Raw genomic sequence first — 15,867 nt, 5'->3', positions numbered from 1 at the left:
TTTTAAATCTATGCGATAACCGAACTTCAATTTCTCGATCCGGATCGCAAAAACAAATTCTCACCTGTTTATTTACTCAGTGTTTTTTGCTATGATTTTATCGGTTTAAATCAGATAGAGGTCAAAATGGCAAAAGCACCGAAAACGGCTTACGTATGTAACGATTGCGGCGCAGAATATTCTCGCTGGATGGGACAATGCAAAGAGTGCAAAGCATGGAACACAATTAGTGAAGTTCGCTTAATCTCTAGTAAAGAATCAAGCAAAAATGACCGATTCAGCGGTTATGCCGGAGAAACATCAGGCAAGGTACAAACACTTTCCGAAATCAGCTTACAAGAAGTGCCTCGTTTTAGTAGTGGGTTTAATGAGCTTGATCGTGTACTCGGCGGTGGAGTGGTTCCCGGTTCTGCTATTCTCATTGGGGGACATCCCGGCGCGGGAAAATCGACACTATTACTGCAAGTGATGTGCGGCTTATCAAAAATGCTACCGACGCTCTATGTCACCGGTGAAGAATCATTACAACAGGTTGCAATGCGTGCTAATCGTTTAGGGCTACCAACTGATAATCTGAAAATGCTTTCGGAAACATCTGTCGAACATATTTGCAATATTGCTGACCAAGAAAAACCTAAATTAATGGTAATTGACTCTATTCAAGTGATGCATTTATCCGATATTCAATCCTCGCCGGGTTCTGTTGCTCAAGTACGAGAATGCGCATCATTTCTTACCCGATATGCGAAAACACGCCAAGTGGCAATTATTATGGTCGGTCACGTTACCAAAGACGGTACGCTTGCCGGCCCAAAAGTGTTGGAACACGCTATTGATGCCTCATTATTGCTAGAAGGTGAATCTGATTCACGTTTCAGAACATTACGAAGCCAAAAAAACCGATTCGGCGCGGTAAATGAACTTGGTGTGTTTGCTATGACTGAACAAGGTTTACGAGAAGTTAAAAATCCATCCGCTATTTTTTTAAGCCGTAGTGATGAATTGGTTTCAGGCAGTTCTGTTATGGTTCTTTGGGAAGGGACTCGTCCGTTATTAGTTGAAATTCAAGCGCTTGTTGATCATTCAATGCTTGCAAATCCACGTCGTGTGGCTGTCGGTTTAGATCATAATCGCTTATCGCTCTTACTTGCTGTACTCCACCGCCATGGTGGGCTACAAATGTCTGACCAAGATGTTTTTGTTAACGTTGTTGGGGGCGTAAAAGTCACAGAGACCAGTGCCGATCTTGCTTTAATTTTGGCCTTGATCTCAAGTTTTAGAAATCGCCCGTTACCACAGGACTTAGTAATTTTTGGTGAAGTAGGGCTTGCTGGCGAAATTCGTCCGGTGCCAAGCGGCCAAGAACGTATTAGCGAAGCGGCAAAACACGGTTTTAAACGTGCGATTGTACCGTTTGGTAATATGCCGAAAAAGCCGATAAAAGATATGGAAGTGATTGGGGTTAAAAAATTAAGTGATGCGCTAGATGCACTTGGTAATTTATAATCTCGTTAATTTAAATTTAGCTACGATATAAAAACTTTCATTCAATAGGAATCTTATTTATGGCAATGCGAATCACATTATCACAACAAGCCGCTCCTGAGCAGTGGGGCAAAAATGCAATTCTGTCTGCCAATGAACAAGGTATGACAATTCACCTGCAAAAAGATCCGTTAACGACTATTCAATGTGCTGCCCGTAAAATTAAAAATCAAGGCATTTTGAATGCTGTGCTTACCGGTCTTGATTGGGGCTTAGAAGAGTGTTGGGCATTCCATCAAGGTTTTATCAGTGTCCGCAATACCGGAACAGTAAGTTACCCCGACTTAGCCGAACAACAAGCGGAATTTGATGCGCGTGTGTACTGCTCTAGCTTTACACGCTCTTTGATTAACGAATCTTCCGAAACGCTTACCCCTGAGCGTTTAGCTCAAAAAGCGGCGGAGTTTATTGGCAAACAAGCCGAGCAATATCTTGGTAAAAATGCAGTATCCGCTGAAATTATTAGTGGTGAAGCGTTAAAACAACAGGGCTATCATGGTATTTGGACGGTAGGTAAAGGCTCGGCAAATAAACCGGCATTGCTCAAATTAGATTTCAATCCAATCGGTGATATTAATGCACCGGTGCTTGCTTGTTTAGTTGGTAAAGGGATTACCTTCGATACTGGCGGTTATAGCATTAAGCCGAGTGACTCAATGAGTACGATGCGTACCGATATGGGCGGTGCGGCCTTATTGACCGGTGCATTAGGTTTTGCGATCAGTCGAGGCTTAACACAACGTGTAAAACTCTACCTATGCTGTGCAGAAAATATGGTAAGCAGTACTGCATTTAAATTAGGCGATATTATCAAATATCGCAACGGTGTTAGTGCAGAAGTCCTTAATACTGATGCGGAAGGCCGCTTAGTATTAGCAGATGGTCTAATTGAAGCAAGTGAGCAAAATGCGAAATTTATCATTGATGCGGCAACCTTAACCGGTGCTGCAAAAGTTGCGGTCGGCAATGACTATCATTCGGTACTTTCTATGGATGATGAATTAACTGCTCACTTATTTAATGCAGCAAAAGCGGAAAACGAACCGTTCTGGCGTTTACCATTTGAATCATTTCATCGTTCACAAATTTCATCTTCGTTTGCCGATATTGCCAATATCGGATCGGTGCCGGTCGTTGCCGGTGCAAGTACCGCAACTGCATTTTTATCGTACTTTGTTAAAGATTACGCACGAAATTGGTTACATATTGATGCTTCTGCGACTTTTCGTAAAACAGCAAGTGATTTATGGGCAGCCGGCGCGACCGGTTTAGGTATGAAAACCCTAGCGAATCTGCTTTTATCTCAATAAGCCTTTAGTAAAATTTCCGGAAAATTTAACCACTTGTTCCGCTAACGTTAGCGCAAAACAAGCGGTTTTATTTTGCTTTGTGTATAATATTACGAATTAACTTCTATTTTGCCATTTAGGAACAAATATGAATTACTTAGTGAGCGCAAACGAAACTCTCAGCCTTTATACCCAAGCAATTAACCAGCTTAATCAGCGTTTAGACAGCACATTTAATCAAGCAATTGAAATGATTTTAAATTGCGAAGGGCGTGTCGTGGTTGCGGGTATCGGTAAATCCGGCTTAGTCGGACAAAAAATGGTGGCAACTTTTGCTTCAACCGGTACACCAAGTTTTTATTTGCATCCGACCGAAGCATTTCATGGCGATTTAGGGATGTTAAAACCGATTGATATTGTCATTTTGATCTCCAATAGCGGCGAAACGGACGATGTCATTAAATTATTACCAAGCCTAAAAAGTTTTGGCAACAAAATTATTGCGATGACCGGCAATCCGAATTCAACGCTCGCTCAACACGCTAATTTAATTCTCAATATCTGTGTTGAACGAGAGGCCTGCCCAAATAATCTTGCCCCAACTACATCGACACTAGTGACTATGGCGCTAGGCGATGCGCTGGCGATTGCATTAATTAACGCACGTGATTTTAAAGCGGAAGATTTTGCCCGTTTCCATCCGGGCGGTAGCTTAGGACGTAAATTACTCAATCGAGTGAAAGATGTGATGCAAACTAAGTTGCCGATCGCACAACCAAATGCGGATTTCAGCACGATTTTAAGTGTGATGAATGAAGGCAGAATGGGGGTTGCACTGATTATGCAAAATGAAGACTTACATGGCATTATTACTGATGGTGACATTCGTCGTGCGCTCGCTCAATTCGGCGCAGGGAGTCTGACGAAAACAGCGGCACAAATTATGTCTAAAAATCCGAAAACCATTTCGGACAATACTTATTTAGCAAAAGCGGAAGAAATGATGAAAGAATTGCATATCCATTCGCTTATTGCGCTAAATGACGAAGGCAAAGTGTCCGGTATTATGGAATTCTCAAGCTAAGGAGCTTTTGTGGCAAAATCAAATTATATTACACGTGGCGGGTGGCAACTCTTAGATCAAGAACTTAAATTCTTGTGGAAAGATGAACGCCCGAAAGTAACGCAAGCGGTATCGGAAGCCGCAGCTTTAGGTGATCGAAGCGAGAATGCCGAATATATTTATGGTAAACGCCGGTTACGTGAAATTGATCACCGAGTTCGTTTTTTATCCAAACGTTTAGAAGTGTTACAAATCGTGGATTATCATCCGAAACAAGAAGGCAAAGTGTTTTTTGGCGCTTGGGTTGAGCTTGAAAATGAGCAAGGTGAAACTAAGCAATATCGGATTGTCGGTTGTGATGAATTTGATCCGGCTAAGAATTGGATTTCCATTGATTCGCCGGTAGCCCGAGCGTTAATCGGTAAGGAAGTGGATGATGAAATTAAGGTGGATACGCCACTTGGCAAAAGCTTGCTATATATCAACAAAATCTGGTACGAGAAAGAAGGTCTTTACTAGACATAAAATATAAGCGGTCGTTTTTAACGGGAAATTTGCAAAATTTCAGTCAAAAACGACCGCTTGTTTTTAGCACGTCAAACGAAAAATTAGATCGCTTTTAATACGTTTACCATTTCGATTGCGCCTAATGCACACTCTGAACCTTTGTTGCCCGCTTTCGTGCCCGCACGTTCGATTGCTTGTTCAATATTTTCTGTGGTTAATACACCGAAAATTACCGGTACGCCGGTTTCTAATGCAACTGCACCGATACCTTTTGCCGCTTCATTACATACGTAATCATAGTGAGTTGTTGAACCACGAATTACTGTACCTAAGCAGATTACCGCATCATATTTACCGCTTGTTGCCATTTTTTTCGCTACAAGTGGAATTTCAAATGCACCCGGTACCCATGCCGTATCAATATCATTTTCATCGGCACCGTGACGCACTAACGTATCAATTGCACCGCTTAATAATTTATCGTTGATAAAATCGTTGAAACGTGCAGTTACGATACCGAATTTTAAACCTGTCGCAACTAAGTTACCTGTAATCTTTGCCATTTTTTTGTCCTCTTGAAATATGCAAAATTTTATAAAAAAGTGACCGCTTGTATCATTTTATAGTAGGGACGCAACGCTTGCATCCCTAACACTACATACGGTTGTTAAAGTTAGAAGTTAAACATATGCCCCATTTTTACCTGTTTTACTTTTAGGTAATCAATGTCATTTTTGTTTGGTTCTACAATAATCGGCTCACGTGCAACGATATTTAACCCCTGCTCTTTTAAACCTTCAATTTTTGCTGGATTATTAGTTAATAAACGGATAGATTTTACACCTAACTGTTGGAACATTTGTGCACCGATATAATACTCACGCTCGTCTTCTTTAAAACCTAAAGCAACGTTCGCTTCAACGGTATCCATTCCCTTATCTTGCAGTTCGTAAGCACGTAACTTATTAATTAGACCGATACCACGCCCTTCTTGACGTAAATACAGAATAACGCCTCTGCCCTCTTTCTCAATTTGCGTCATTGCCGCCGCAAATTGCTGACCGCAGTCACAACGTTGAGAACCGAAAGCATCACCGGTTAAACATTCCGAATGAATTCGCGCCAACACTTGCTCACCATCCATTAAATCACCTTTAACTAACGCAACATGTTCTTTACCTGAAATCACTTCAACAAAACTATGCGCCATAAATTCACCGTATTTGGTCGGCATTTTTACCACAGAAACTTGTTTAACTAGGCTATCGTGTTTACGACGGTATTCTTGTAATTGTTGAATCGTAATAAACGGCATATTGTGTTCTACGGCAAATTTTTGTAACTCCGGCATTCTCATCATTGTGCCGTCATCCGCCATAATTTCACAACATAAACCGGCGTGTTTTAATCCTGCTAAACGAGCTAAATCCACAGTTGCTTCGGTATGACCATTACGTACTAACACGCCGCCATCTTTTGCGATTAATGGGAACATATGCCCCGGACGGCGAAAATCACTTGCTTTCGCATTATCATCTACAATTTTCATTGCGGTAATTGAACGTTCAAAAGCAGAAATGCCCGTTCCTGTGTCAATATGATCCACCGATACCGTAAACGCCGTTTCATGGTTATCTTCATTGACTGCCACCATCGGATGGAAATTTAACTTTTTAGCAATTTCCGCTGAAACCGGTGTGCAAATTAAACCTTTGCCGTAAGTTGCCATAAAATTGATATTTTCCGGTGTAGCAAATTCTGCCGCACAAATAAAATCACCTTCATTTTCACGATCTTCATCATCGCTGACTAAAATGATTTTACCTTGACGAATTGCTTCAATCGCCTCTCCTACTGTTGAAAATTGGAAATCTGTCATCTTCTTTTCCTAAAATATATATTTTTTGTCGGCAGAAACACACTACGTGTGTATTTTAAAATCCTACCTGCTTTAAAAAGTCTAAACTAAGATTACTTTGCGGCTCATCCGCCGACTTTTTCAATAAAAACTGTTCGATATATTTTCCGACAATATCATTCTCTAAATTGACAATGCTGCCGATTTTTTTCGAGCCTAAATTGGTTTCTTTGATCGTATGCGGAATAATCGACACACGGAAGCTTTCATCATCGATATCCACTACGGTAAGGCTAATACCATCAATGGTAATCGAACCTTTTTCGATAATATAATGCATTAACTTTGGCGAAGTTTTAATCCGATACCATGTCGAATTATGTGCTGGCGTGATTTCCGAAATTTCACCGGTGCCATCAATATGACCCGAAACAATATGTCCGCCAAAACGTCCATTTGCCGCCATCGCTCGTTCCAAATTAACCGGACTATTCGGTTTTAATTCGCCTAATGAAGTACGTTTTAACGTTTCCGACATTACATCGGCGGTAAATTGATTACTTGAAAAAGACGTTACAGTTAAACATACGCCGTTTACGGCAATACTGTCGCCTAAATGAACATCTTGTAATACCTTTGTCGCATTAATCGTCACTACCGCAAACTCACCTTGTTTATGAATTTGAGCAATTTTACCGACTTCTTCAATAATACCTGTGAACATATAATTTCCTCATTATTGATCCCCCTCTTTTGTAAAGAGGGGATAGGGGAGATTTAAAAAACACCAAAGTAGAAGGCTTTGTAAATTTCAACACTGTATCAAATCTCCCCCTGCCCCTCTTTGTTAAAGATGGGAGATGACTACATAATCCAACAAAATATCTTCGCCGATGAGTTCGGTTGATTTCAGTATTAATTTAACCGCTTGGTCGATTTGTTGAATTCCCTCACCGCCGATTGGGGTTTTCGCTTGTTTACCACCGACTAATTTAGGCGCAATATAACAATGTACTCGATTCACAATGCCACTTTCTAACGCACTAAAATTTAAACTTGAACCGCCTTCCAATAAGAGGCTGTCGATCTGCATTTCACCGAGCTTTTGCAAAAGATCTTGCAAATCTACCCGCTTGTTTCGTGCTTTACACACTAATACTTCTACGCCAAGCGGTCTAAATTGTTCAATTTTTTGCAAATCGTCACTAACGGTTGCAATCACGGTGCGATATTCTTTCGCTGTTTGCACTAACTGGCAATCCAACGGTGTACGTAATTGGCTATCACAGACAATCCGAACAGGTTGTTTCGCATTCGGCATTCGGCTATTCAGCATTGGATTATCAGCAAGCACCGTATCCACTCCAACCATAATCGCACTATATTGATGGCGAGTTTGTTGCACTCTTGCTCTTGCCAATTCACCGGTAATCCATTTAGATTCGCCGCTACTGGTTGCAATTTTTCCGTCTGCCGTCATGGCATATTTCATCAGCACATACGGGCGTTTAGTCTGAATATAGTGGAAAAAAATCGGGTTTAACGCATCACATTCTTCTTTGAGTAAACCTTCCACCACTTCCACACCGGCTTGGCGTAACTGACTTGCACCTTGCCCTGCTACTAACGGATTTGGATCACTTGAACCGATAAACACTTTTTTAATGCCTCTTTCAATTAATAAATCCGAACAAGGTGGCGTGCGTCCGTGATGACAACAAGGCTCAAGTGTTACATAAGCAGTCGCCCCGAAAAGATCTTCCTTACAATGTAAAATGGCATTACGCTCCGCATGCCAACCGCCGATCTTTTCATGGTAACCTTCGGCAACGATTTCACCGTTTTTGACAATTACACAACCGACAAGCGGATTGGGATTCGTCCAGCCTAAACCTTGTTTTGCCAGTGCAATAGCACGGCGCATATAGTCTAAATCAGTCATTGTTTTGAAACTATTTGAGGGCAGAGGAAAACACATTACAGGCGTGTTTACCCTAATGATGAAAAAAGCCTTGAAATCTTTCGATCTCAAGGCTTGTAAAAAAGATAGGAAAAACTACCGCTTACACGGTTATTTCATCTTCTTCCATCCAGACTATACTGTCGGTACCGGAATCTCACCAGTTCCTGCCAAACCTTTTTCGTTCGGCTCGCGGACTTTACCGCCGATCGGGAATTTCACCCTGCCCTGAAGATTATTAAAAAATTGTTGCAAATTTTGCGACTTTTGATTGCCAATGTCAAGCAACAATTAGCGTTTATTCAATGCCATTGATAATAAAGTGATTGGATGTAAGCAAGTGACATTGCTCGACATATCAATCTGCCATTTACAGGTTTCACACTCTGAAATCACATAATCAAAACCGCCCTCGTTGATATGTTCAAACAGCGTGCGTCCGATCGCTTGTGACGTTTCGTAGTTTTCCGCTTTAAAACCGTAAGTCCCTGCAATACCGCAACATTGCGACGGCAACATTACTACGTCTAACTCCGGAATTTGTTTTAACAATTCCAACGTATAAGGTGCCCAACCGGCTTTTTCCACATGACAAGCAGTATGATAAGCAACACGTAAACGCATCGGTTTAAGCGGTAATTTTCTGCCGGCTTTTTGTAATTTATACAAGTGGCGTGTCACGATATCAATATGCGATTTCACTTTGGTATTCGGCATACCGAGTACGTGGCTGTACTCTTCTTTAATATTTGCCGTACAGCTTGAGGAAGTACCAATCACTTCTAACTGTTTATCCACGGTTTTTTCAAGATATTTCAGGTTAAATTCCGCCTGTTTTTTTGCTCTTTCAGGAAAACCGTTCACCATTAACGGCAAACCGCAACATTTTTCTTTTTCAAGCAAAACCACTCCGATATCCAGTGCATTCATCACATCGATCACTTCTTTACCTAACTGCGGATTATTATAGTTCACATAACAACCGTGGTAATAAGCGACTTGCTCTTTGAATTGCGCCTGGCGTTTCGCTTCTTTTTTCATATACCAATTACGGAACGAACCGAATGAATATTTCGGTAAGGTACGGTGTTGGCTGACTTTTAAGGTTTTCTCTAACAAGAAACGAGTCGCTTTTAAACCGGTAATCGTATTCACAATCGGCGCAAACGGGGTATTCATCGTCCCCATAATATCGGTATTACTTAATACCGCATCACGCAATTTATGAATCAATGGTTTATTTTGACGCTCAACATGACGATTTCTTGCACGTACGATAATATCGCCAATTTTTACATCTGACGGGCAAGCAATTTCACAACGTTTACAGTTCGTACAATATTTCAAGGCTTCATCATAGAAATCTGGGCTTTTCAGGCGTAAACGCTCACCGTCCGGACCGGATTGTTTTGGTCCCGGATAAAACGGATTATTACGTGAAACCGGACATACCGCCGTACAAGCGGTACATTTCAAACAGCTTTCAAAACTTGGGTCAAAATGTTGATGAACAACCGGAGATTGTGCGCCTTGACGTGCATTTTCAATCAATTGTTGGATATTCATTTTATACCTCCGATTTGTTCTGCAACGGTTAATGCCGTTACCACAGCAACACCCGAACCACAACCTTGCTCAATGCCTTGGAAACCACCAATGACATTTCCCACCGCATATAAATTTGGCATAACTGCACCGTTTTTTTGCACTTGGCAAGCCGAGTTAATCACCACACCAGCAGATTGGTAAGGTTGAGGTGCCGCAAAGCGGTTATTTGTCCAAGTAAAGCGGTCGGAACTGTCAAAATTTTTGCAACCGCAAATATCCAAATCAAACACCGGTTCTGTCACACGCTCAAATTCCGCCACTAAGCCATTACTGAAGAAACTGCCGGCAGCCAATACAAAGTGATTTGCACTAATCGGTTCTTCTTGATGTGACGTAGTAAAAATACGTACGACCTTATCACCTTCAAACTCCGCTCTCACCGCTCGGTCGCCATTCATCATCATGCCGCCTAACTGCTCAAAGCATGAACATAATTGGCGATGCTGACGAATACCCAATAAAGACGGCGGTAACGTCGGTAATTCGAATAATGCCAAACCGGTTGCTTGTTGTAAGCTATTGAAGAAATCTTGGTTATCCAAACCGAAACAAGCCGGTAAAAATACCGCTTTCGCACTACCCGCTGCTTGTTTAATTTCTTGTACCAGATCTTGGAAAGATAATTTATGCTCTAACAATTGGGCAATATTGACACTACGGAACTCACGTGAATTTTGACGTAAATAGTCCAACTCTGGAATATTCAAATAACCGATTGTAAACTCATAATCAGCAAACTGGTTATGCTGTTTTAAATTATCCGCCAATAATTGCGGCTGAAAATCGTGATAGCCTTCAATTCCTAAAATAGCGACCTGTTTCTCCGCTAAGGCGGTTAAATGTTTTACTGTCGGTACGCTATTCGGTGATAACCAAGTTGCACGAAGTCCACCTAACGGGGTAACTCGTTCGTGATTTCCTGCTGTTGAGCCTTCTAAATGTAAATTTAATGCTCTCGCTAATTGTTCAAATTGTTGTGCTTTTGCCAATACTTGATCTTTGCCGAGAATGCTATACGGATGCTCCGGTGCTTGAGCTGTTAACTCATCAAGCGATTGGTAAATGTTTTGCACTTTTTGACCGCTTGGTAAGCGAGAAAGTAAATCCATGGAACCAGAAGAAAAATCAATTGCCGCTTGTCCGTTATTAATAATCGCACAACGTTTTCCTTGCTCTTGAAGGGCAATCCCGCAAGTTAAACCGGCAAGTCCGCCCCCGATAATCACTACATCAAAATTCATTGCCATTCACTCCCTGCTCTTCATCCATCGGTACATCATTCAGCCCGAGTAAACTATAGTAAATCCAGCTGGTAAATTCCGCTTCCCGCATTGCATCCCCCCATGCAATCGGTTGAATTCCACGCCAGCGCTCTTCCATAAATGAGGCTAATTGGGTGGTTGATTCTTTTGGTGTCGCCACTTTAAAACGACTCATCAGCCCTGCAGCACGACAAGCACAAAGTTCCGCTTGGCAAGTTCCCATACCGACACGAGTACGGCGGCGTAAATCCACCAAATTATTCACATTGAGTTCATCAACCGCATAGCGAACTTCACCGGCAGTTACCGCTTCACATTCACACACTAAAGTTTTATCTAAACGCTCGGTTTCAAGTAAACGCAATGCTCTAGAACCATGACGATAAACCGCAGAATGGCGAATCGTATTCGGCAATGAAATAATTTTTTTACTAGTTTCTTCACGGCTTTCATTTGAACCCGGAAGCGGACGTTCCGCCGTGCTACACAAGCGGTCGGATTTATTCAATTTTTTGCAAACCAAATCGGTTGCCCATTCCGCCATCAAACGATAAGTCATCAATTTACCGCCGGTAATTGTAATAAAACCGTCTAAACCGTCACGTTCTGCGTGATCCAGCAAGACAATACCACGGCTAACATTACGACCGGATGGATCATCGTCCGTTGCCACCAATGGACGAACCCCCGCATAAGCACGTAACACACGGGTATGACGTAAACTTGGTGCAAGTTTCTCCCCTTCACGGAATAACACATCCACTTCTTCCGGAGTAACCACCATATTGTCAATTTGATCATAAGGAATACGGTCAGACGTTGTACCGATAACACAAATGGTATCGCCCGGCACCAAAATATCGGCATTTGCCGGTTTACGGCAACGGTTGATCACCATATTGTTAATGCGGTGTCCCATTACCAGTAACGAACCCTTCGCTGGGAACATTTTGATTTTGAGATCGGCATATTCGGCAATACCCTGCCCCCAGATTCCGCCGGCATTCACCACGATTGGCGCAAAAAATTGGCGTTTGACTTGGTTTCGATGATCAAACACATTAACACCGATAACAGTGCCACCTTCGCGAATCAAACCGGTTACTTCACAGTAAGTAAACACTTTTGCACCGTTCTCCGTCGCATCCAACATATTGGAAGCGGTTAAACGGAACGGGTCAATCGAACCATCCGGCACAACCACTGCACCGACTAGCGAAGGGTTAACAGACGGCTCCATATATTTTGCAAGGTCCGGCTCAATTTCGACCGCTTCTATACCCGAATCGGTACAGGCTTGGATAAAGTTTTTCTGATAATTAAGATCATCTTCCGGTAGGGTAATGAAAAGCCCTTTTGTGTCATCTACACAATGGCGCGCGATCTGTTTGAGGATGAGATTTTCCTTAATACATTCTTCAGCCGATTCTCTATCATTTACCGCATAGCGTGCCCCGCTATGTAGCAAGCCGTGATTACGACCGGTTGCACCGGTTGCGATGTCTCTACGCTCTAACAATACGCATTTTAAACCTCGGAGCGCACAGTCTCTTGCAATCCCCGCACCGGTTGCACCACCGCCGATGATAATGACATCTGTACTGATTGGCGAAAAATCTGCAAGATTTTGATATATTTGAGGTGAAATGTTCATACTCAACCTCTCCCACATTTTAAATGAAATGAAACGAAACAATAAAAACAGATTTATTGTATAAAAATGAGCGTTTTGGAACAAGCAAATGAGCATAAAAGAAATCAAAAATGTGATAATGCTCACAAAGAATTTAAATTTGTTAAATTCTTTGTGGAATAGATCACAAATTTGTACAAATATGCTTTTCTATTCATTTTGTTCGGTTATGCTATGCGCGGTTTGTTGATAAACAAACATTTAAGCTAATCAAGGAGAAAATAATGAAATTGAAAACATTAGCTAGGAGCTTACTTGCAACAGCAGTTTTAACCGGGTGTACCGCACAGCAAGCCGCTGATAAATCAACTCAGTCAGACAAATTAATCATTGCACATCGTGGAGCGAGTGGCTACCTACCTGAACATACGCTTGAGTCTAAAGCGCTCGCTTTTGCTCAACAAGCAGATTATTTAGAACAAGATCTTGCGATGACGAAAGATAATCGTTTAATTGTTATTCATGACCATTTCTTAGATGGTTTAACTGATGTAGCGAAGAAATTCCCGAAACGTGCGCGTAAAGACGGTCGTTTCTATGTCGCTGATTTCACCTTAAAAGAAATCCAAACACTTGAAATGACGGAAAACTTCAAAACAGAAAACGGCCAACAAGTACAAGTTTATCCAAATCGTTTCCCAATGTGGAAATCTCATTTCCGAATTCACACCTTCGAAGATGAAATCGAATTTATCCAAGGCTTAGAAAAATCAACCGGTAAACAAATCGGTATTTACCCAGAAATCAAAGCACCTTGGTTACATCACCAAGAAGGCAAAGACATTGCATTAGAGACCTTAAAAGTACTGAAAAAATACGGCTATGACCAAAAATCGGACAAAGTTTATTTACAAACTTTCGATTTTAACGAGTTAAAACGTATTAAAACTGAATTGTTACCAAAACTTGGTATGGACGTAAAACTTGTTCAATTAATCGCTTATACCGATTGGCATGAAACCGAAGAAAAAGATGCTTCGGGCAAATGGGTGAACTATAACTACGACTGGATGTTTAAAGACGGTGCTATGACTGAAGTAGCTAAATATGCCGATGGTGTAGGTCCGGGTTGGTATATGTTGGTTGATGATAAAAACTCAAAACTAGGTGATATCAAATACACTCCAATGGTAAAAGATATTGCGAAAACCAACATGGAATTGCACCCTTACACTGTACGTAAAGATGCGCTTCCGGAATTCTTTACCGATGTAAATCAAATGTACGATGCTTTATTAAATAAAGCAGGGGCAACCGGTGTATTTACCGACTTCCCAGATACCGGCGTACAGTTTATTAAAGGAACTAAATAAGCGTTTTTTGAGCGAACATGAATACTAAATTGGTGAATTGCTTACATTTTTAACAAATATGTTGAAAATCTCTCATAAAAATGTGAGTACATTCACAAATTTAGATAAATAATATGGAGTATTACTCTTTTTTCGCTAAAATATGCGTGATTTTTCGTAATCGAACGTTTTATCAATATATATCATTTGGAGTGTTTCTATGTTTGGTCCTTTTAAACCGGCTCCGCACATTGCGGAATTACCGGCAGATAAAATAGATGCAAAATATAAATTCTTACGTTGGCAAGTATTCGCAGGTATCTTCTTTGGATACGCCGCATATTATTTTGTGCGTGCAAACTTCGACCTTGCACAAAAAGGTTTAATTGAAGCAGGTTTATATAACAAAGCTGAATTAGGTATTATCGGTACCGGTGCAGGTTTAGCTTATGGTCTTTCTAAATTCGTGATGGCTGGTATGTCTGACCGTTCAAACCCGAAAGTATTTTTACCGTTCGGTTTATTACTTTCCGGCCTCTGCATGACGATGATGGGCTTAATGCCGTGGGCAACTTCAGGTATCGCTGTCATGTTCATCATGATTTTCTTAAATGGTTGGTTCCAAGGTATGGGTTGGCCTCCATGTGGTAGAACGATGGTGCATTGGTGGTCTAAATCTGAGCGTGGTACTATCGTTTCTATCTGGAACTGTGCGCATAATGTGGGTGGTATGGTACCGGGTGCAATGGTGTTGTTAGCAAGTGCGATTTACTTTAGCAATACTGGCGAACACGCAACTGCGAAAGACGTATGGCAACAAGCACTTTACTATCCGGGGATTGCTGCAATGGTTGCTGCGATTCCAGTTTATTTTGTAATGAAAGACACGCCACAATCTTGCGGTTTACCTCCGGTAGAAAAATGGCGTAATGATTATCCTGATGACTATAATGAGGAAACAGCGGAAAAAGATTTAAGTACCAAAGAAATCTTTGTGACTTATGTACTTAAAAACAAATTATTATGGTACATCGCAATTGCTAACGTATTCGTTTATTTAATTCGTTATGGTGTATTAAAATGGTCTCCGGTTTACCTCGGTGAAGTAAAACACTTCAATATCAAAGGTACTGCTTGGGCTTATACGATCTATGAATTAGCTGCAATTCCGGGTACATTATTATGTGGTTGGGTATCAGATAAATTATTCAAAGGTAAACGTGGTTTAACCGGCTTTATCTTTATGATCTTAACCACGATAGCCGTTGTAGCATTATGGAAAAACCCAGCAACACCTGAGGCTGAATTAGTGCAATATGCAGGTAAAGCGTGGTATGAAAACCCATATCAATTGATGGACTTCATCTTAATGACCATAATTGGTTTCTTAATCTATGGTCCAGTAATGTTAATTGGTTTACATGCACTTGAACTTGCACCGAAAAAAGCAGCGGGTACATCAGCAGGTTTCACCGGTCTATTCGGTTACTTAGGTGGTACGGTTTCTGCATCAGCAGTTGTTGGTTGGGCAGCAGAATATTACGGCTGGAACGGCGGTTTCTACGTGATGATTGCTGGCGGTGTGTTAGCTGTATTACTAATGCTTATCGTAATGCTTGAAGAAGGCAAACATAAAGCAACATTAGGCGACCACTACGGTAAATAATTAACTCGCTTACAAAAGGAAGAACCATTGTTCTTCCTTTTTTTCATCCTAAAACCACTATTTGTCATCAATTTGCCATATAACTAAGGTTAACTAGCTACTAACTTCCTTAACCAACAGCATT

Annotated in this window: 13 protein-coding genes and 1 riboswitch; of the genes, 6 read left to right on the top strand and 7 right to left on the bottom strand. The window is 41.2% G+C overall.

Annotation, left to right across the window (positions count from 1 at the left end; genetic code table 11):
- The first annotated feature begins 126 nt into the window (after positions 1 to 126).
- From radA to greB, 4 genes are all read left to right on the top strand, one after another.
- Positions 127 to 1,506 (top strand): DNA repair protein RadA, encoded by a 1,380-nt coding sequence (radA, locus tag C228_RS0106390; protein WP_014991736.1) that lies wholly within the window; start codon positions 127 to 129, stop codon positions 1,504 to 1,506.
- 65 nt (positions 1,507 to 1,571) lie between these two features.
- Positions 1,572 to 2,855, top strand: coding sequence for an aminopeptidase PepB (gene pepB / locus C228_RS0106385; protein ID WP_026313223.1), 1,284 nt, complete (start codon positions 1,572 to 1,574; stop codon positions 2,853 to 2,855).
- Between the two features lie 127 nt (positions 2,856 to 2,982).
- Positions 2,983 to 3,918, top strand: coding sequence for a KpsF/GutQ family sugar-phosphate isomerase (locus C228_RS0106380; protein WP_018651839.1), 936 nt, complete (start codon positions 2,983 to 2,985; stop codon positions 3,916 to 3,918).
- A 9-nt stretch (positions 3,919 to 3,927) separates the two neighbouring features.
- A complete protein-coding gene (gene greB / locus C228_RS0106375; protein ID WP_018651838.1) occupies positions 3,928 to 4,416 on the top strand; it encodes a transcription elongation factor GreB in 489 nt (162 codons plus the stop codon).
- 89 nt (positions 4,417 to 4,505) lie between these two features.
- Here the strand turns inward: greB and ribH are convergent, their stop codons facing one another.
- The 7 genes from ribH to glpA all read right to left on the bottom strand — a co-directional run bounded on the left by ribH (position 4,506) and on the right by glpA (position 12,746).
- A complete protein-coding gene (gene ribH, locus C228_RS0106370) occupies positions 4,506 to 4,967 on the bottom strand; it encodes a 6,7-dimethyl-8-ribityllumazine synthase (RefSeq protein ID WP_005600491.1) in 462 nt (153 codons plus the stop codon).
- 110 nt (positions 4,968 to 5,077) lie between these two features.
- On the bottom strand, positions 5,078 to 6,283 hold the full coding sequence (locus C228_RS0106365; protein ID WP_018651837.1) for a bifunctional 3,4-dihydroxy-2-butanone-4-phosphate synthase/GTP cyclohydrolase II: 1,206 nt from the start codon (positions 6,281 to 6,283) through the stop codon (positions 5,078 to 5,080).
- A 55-nt stretch (positions 6,284 to 6,338) separates the two neighbouring features.
- Positions 6,339 to 6,986 carry a riboflavin synthase gene (ribE, locus tag C228_RS0106360; RefSeq protein WP_018651836.1) on the bottom strand — a complete coding sequence of 216 codons (648 nt, stop codon included), beginning with the start codon at positions 6,984 to 6,986 and terminating at the stop codon, positions 6,339 to 6,341.
- 123 nt (positions 6,987 to 7,109) lie between these two features.
- Positions 7,110 to 8,204 carry a bifunctional diaminohydroxyphosphoribosylaminopyrimidine deaminase/5-amino-6-(5-phosphoribosylamino)uracil reductase RibD gene (gene ribD, locus C228_RS0106355; protein WP_018651835.1) on the bottom strand — a complete coding sequence of 365 codons (1,095 nt, stop codon included), beginning with the start codon at positions 8,202 to 8,204 and terminating at the stop codon, positions 7,110 to 7,112.
- 132 nt (positions 8,205 to 8,336) lie between these two features.
- A riboswitch (FMN riboswitch) is annotated at positions 8,337 to 8,462 on the bottom strand.
- A 51-nt stretch (positions 8,463 to 8,513) separates the two neighbouring features.
- The gene (gene glpC, locus C228_RS0106345) at positions 8,514 to 9,788 is read right to left on the bottom strand and encodes an anaerobic glycerol-3-phosphate dehydrogenase subunit GlpC (protein ID WP_018651833.1); all 1,275 of its coding nucleotides are present in this window, start codon (positions 9,786 to 9,788) and stop codon (positions 8,514 to 8,516) included.
- Entirely contained in the window at positions 9,785 to 11,071 is a 1,287-nt protein-coding gene (glpB, locus tag C228_RS0106340) for a glycerol-3-phosphate dehydrogenase subunit GlpB (protein ID WP_026313222.1), read from the bottom strand. The genes glpC and glpB overlap by 4 nt, the downstream gene beginning before the upstream one ends.
- Complete coding sequence (gene glpA, locus C228_RS0106335) at positions 11,061 to 12,746, bottom strand: anaerobic glycerol-3-phosphate dehydrogenase subunit A (protein ID WP_018651831.1); 1,686 nt, start codon at positions 12,744 to 12,746, stop codon at positions 11,061 to 11,063. Before glpA ends, glpB begins: the two co-directional genes overlap by 11 nt.
- Positions 12,747 to 13,009: 263 nt before the next feature.
- Here glpA and glpQ point away from each other — a divergent pair, with 263 nt between their 5' ends.
- Both glpQ and glpT read left to right on the top strand, forming a co-directional pair.
- On the top strand, positions 13,010 to 14,098 hold the full coding sequence (gene glpQ / locus C228_RS0106330; RefSeq protein ID WP_018651830.1) for a glycerophosphodiester phosphodiesterase: 1,089 nt from the start codon (positions 13,010 to 13,012) through the stop codon (positions 14,096 to 14,098).
- Positions 14,099 to 14,297: 199 nt separating this feature from the next.
- Positions 14,298 to 15,743 carry a glycerol-3-phosphate transporter gene (gene glpT, locus C228_RS0106325; protein ID WP_018651829.1) on the top strand — a complete coding sequence of 482 codons (1,446 nt, stop codon included), beginning with the start codon at positions 14,298 to 14,300 and terminating at the stop codon, positions 15,741 to 15,743.
- The last annotated feature ends 124 nt before the right edge of the window (positions 15,744 to 15,867 follow it).

Origin of the sequence: Actinobacillus capsulatus DSM 19761 (assembly GCF_000374285.1) — a bacterium.
In the GTDB taxonomy this organism is placed as follows: Bacteria; Pseudomonadota; Gammaproteobacteria; order Enterobacterales; family Pasteurellaceae; genus Actinobacillus; species Actinobacillus capsulatus.
This window is presented reverse-complemented; position numbering and strand designations above follow the sequence as displayed.

Bases quoted from the DNA above. Each gene is read 5' to 3' on its own strand.
- C228_RS0106365 (WP_018651837.1), bottom strand. From the start codon at position 6,283: ATGACAGATTTCCAATTTTCAACAGTAGGAGAGGCGATTGAAGCAATT.
- ribD (WP_018651835.1), bottom strand. From the start codon at position 8,204: ATGACTGATTTAGACTATATGCGCCGTGCTATTGCACTGGCAAAACAA.
- radA (WP_014991736.1), top strand. From the start codon at position 127: ATGGCAAAAGCACCGAAAACGGCTTACGTATGTAACGATTGCGGCGCA.
- glpC (WP_018651833.1), bottom strand. From the start codon at position 9,788: ATGAATATCCAACAATTGATTGAAAATGCACGTCAAGGCGCACAATCT.
- C228_RS0106380 (WP_018651839.1), top strand. From the start codon at position 2,983: ATGAATTACTTAGTGAGCGCAAACGAAACTCTCAGCCTTTATACCCAA.
- ribH (WP_005600491.1), bottom strand. From the start codon at position 4,967: ATGGCAAAGATTACAGGTAACTTAGTTGCGACAGGTTTAAAATTCGGT.
- pepB (WP_026313223.1), top strand. From the start codon at position 1,572: ATGCGAATCACATTATCACAACAAGCCGCTCCTGAGCAGTGGGGCAAA.
- glpB (WP_026313222.1), bottom strand. From the start codon at position 11,071: ATGAATTTTGATGTAGTGATTATCGGGGGCGGACTTGCCGGTTTAACT.
- ribE (WP_018651836.1), bottom strand. From the start codon at position 6,986: ATGTTCACAGGTATTATTGAAGAAGTCGGTAAAATTGCTCAAATTCAT.
- glpA (WP_018651831.1), bottom strand. From the start codon at position 12,746: ATGAACATTTCACCTCAAATATATCAAAATCTTGCAGATTTTTCGCCA.
- glpT (WP_018651829.1), top strand. From the start codon at position 14,298: ATGTTTGGTCCTTTTAAACCGGCTCCGCACATTGCGGAATTACCGGCA.
- glpQ (WP_018651830.1), top strand. From the start codon at position 13,010: ATGAAATTGAAAACATTAGCTAGGAGCTTACTTGCAACAGCAGTTTTA.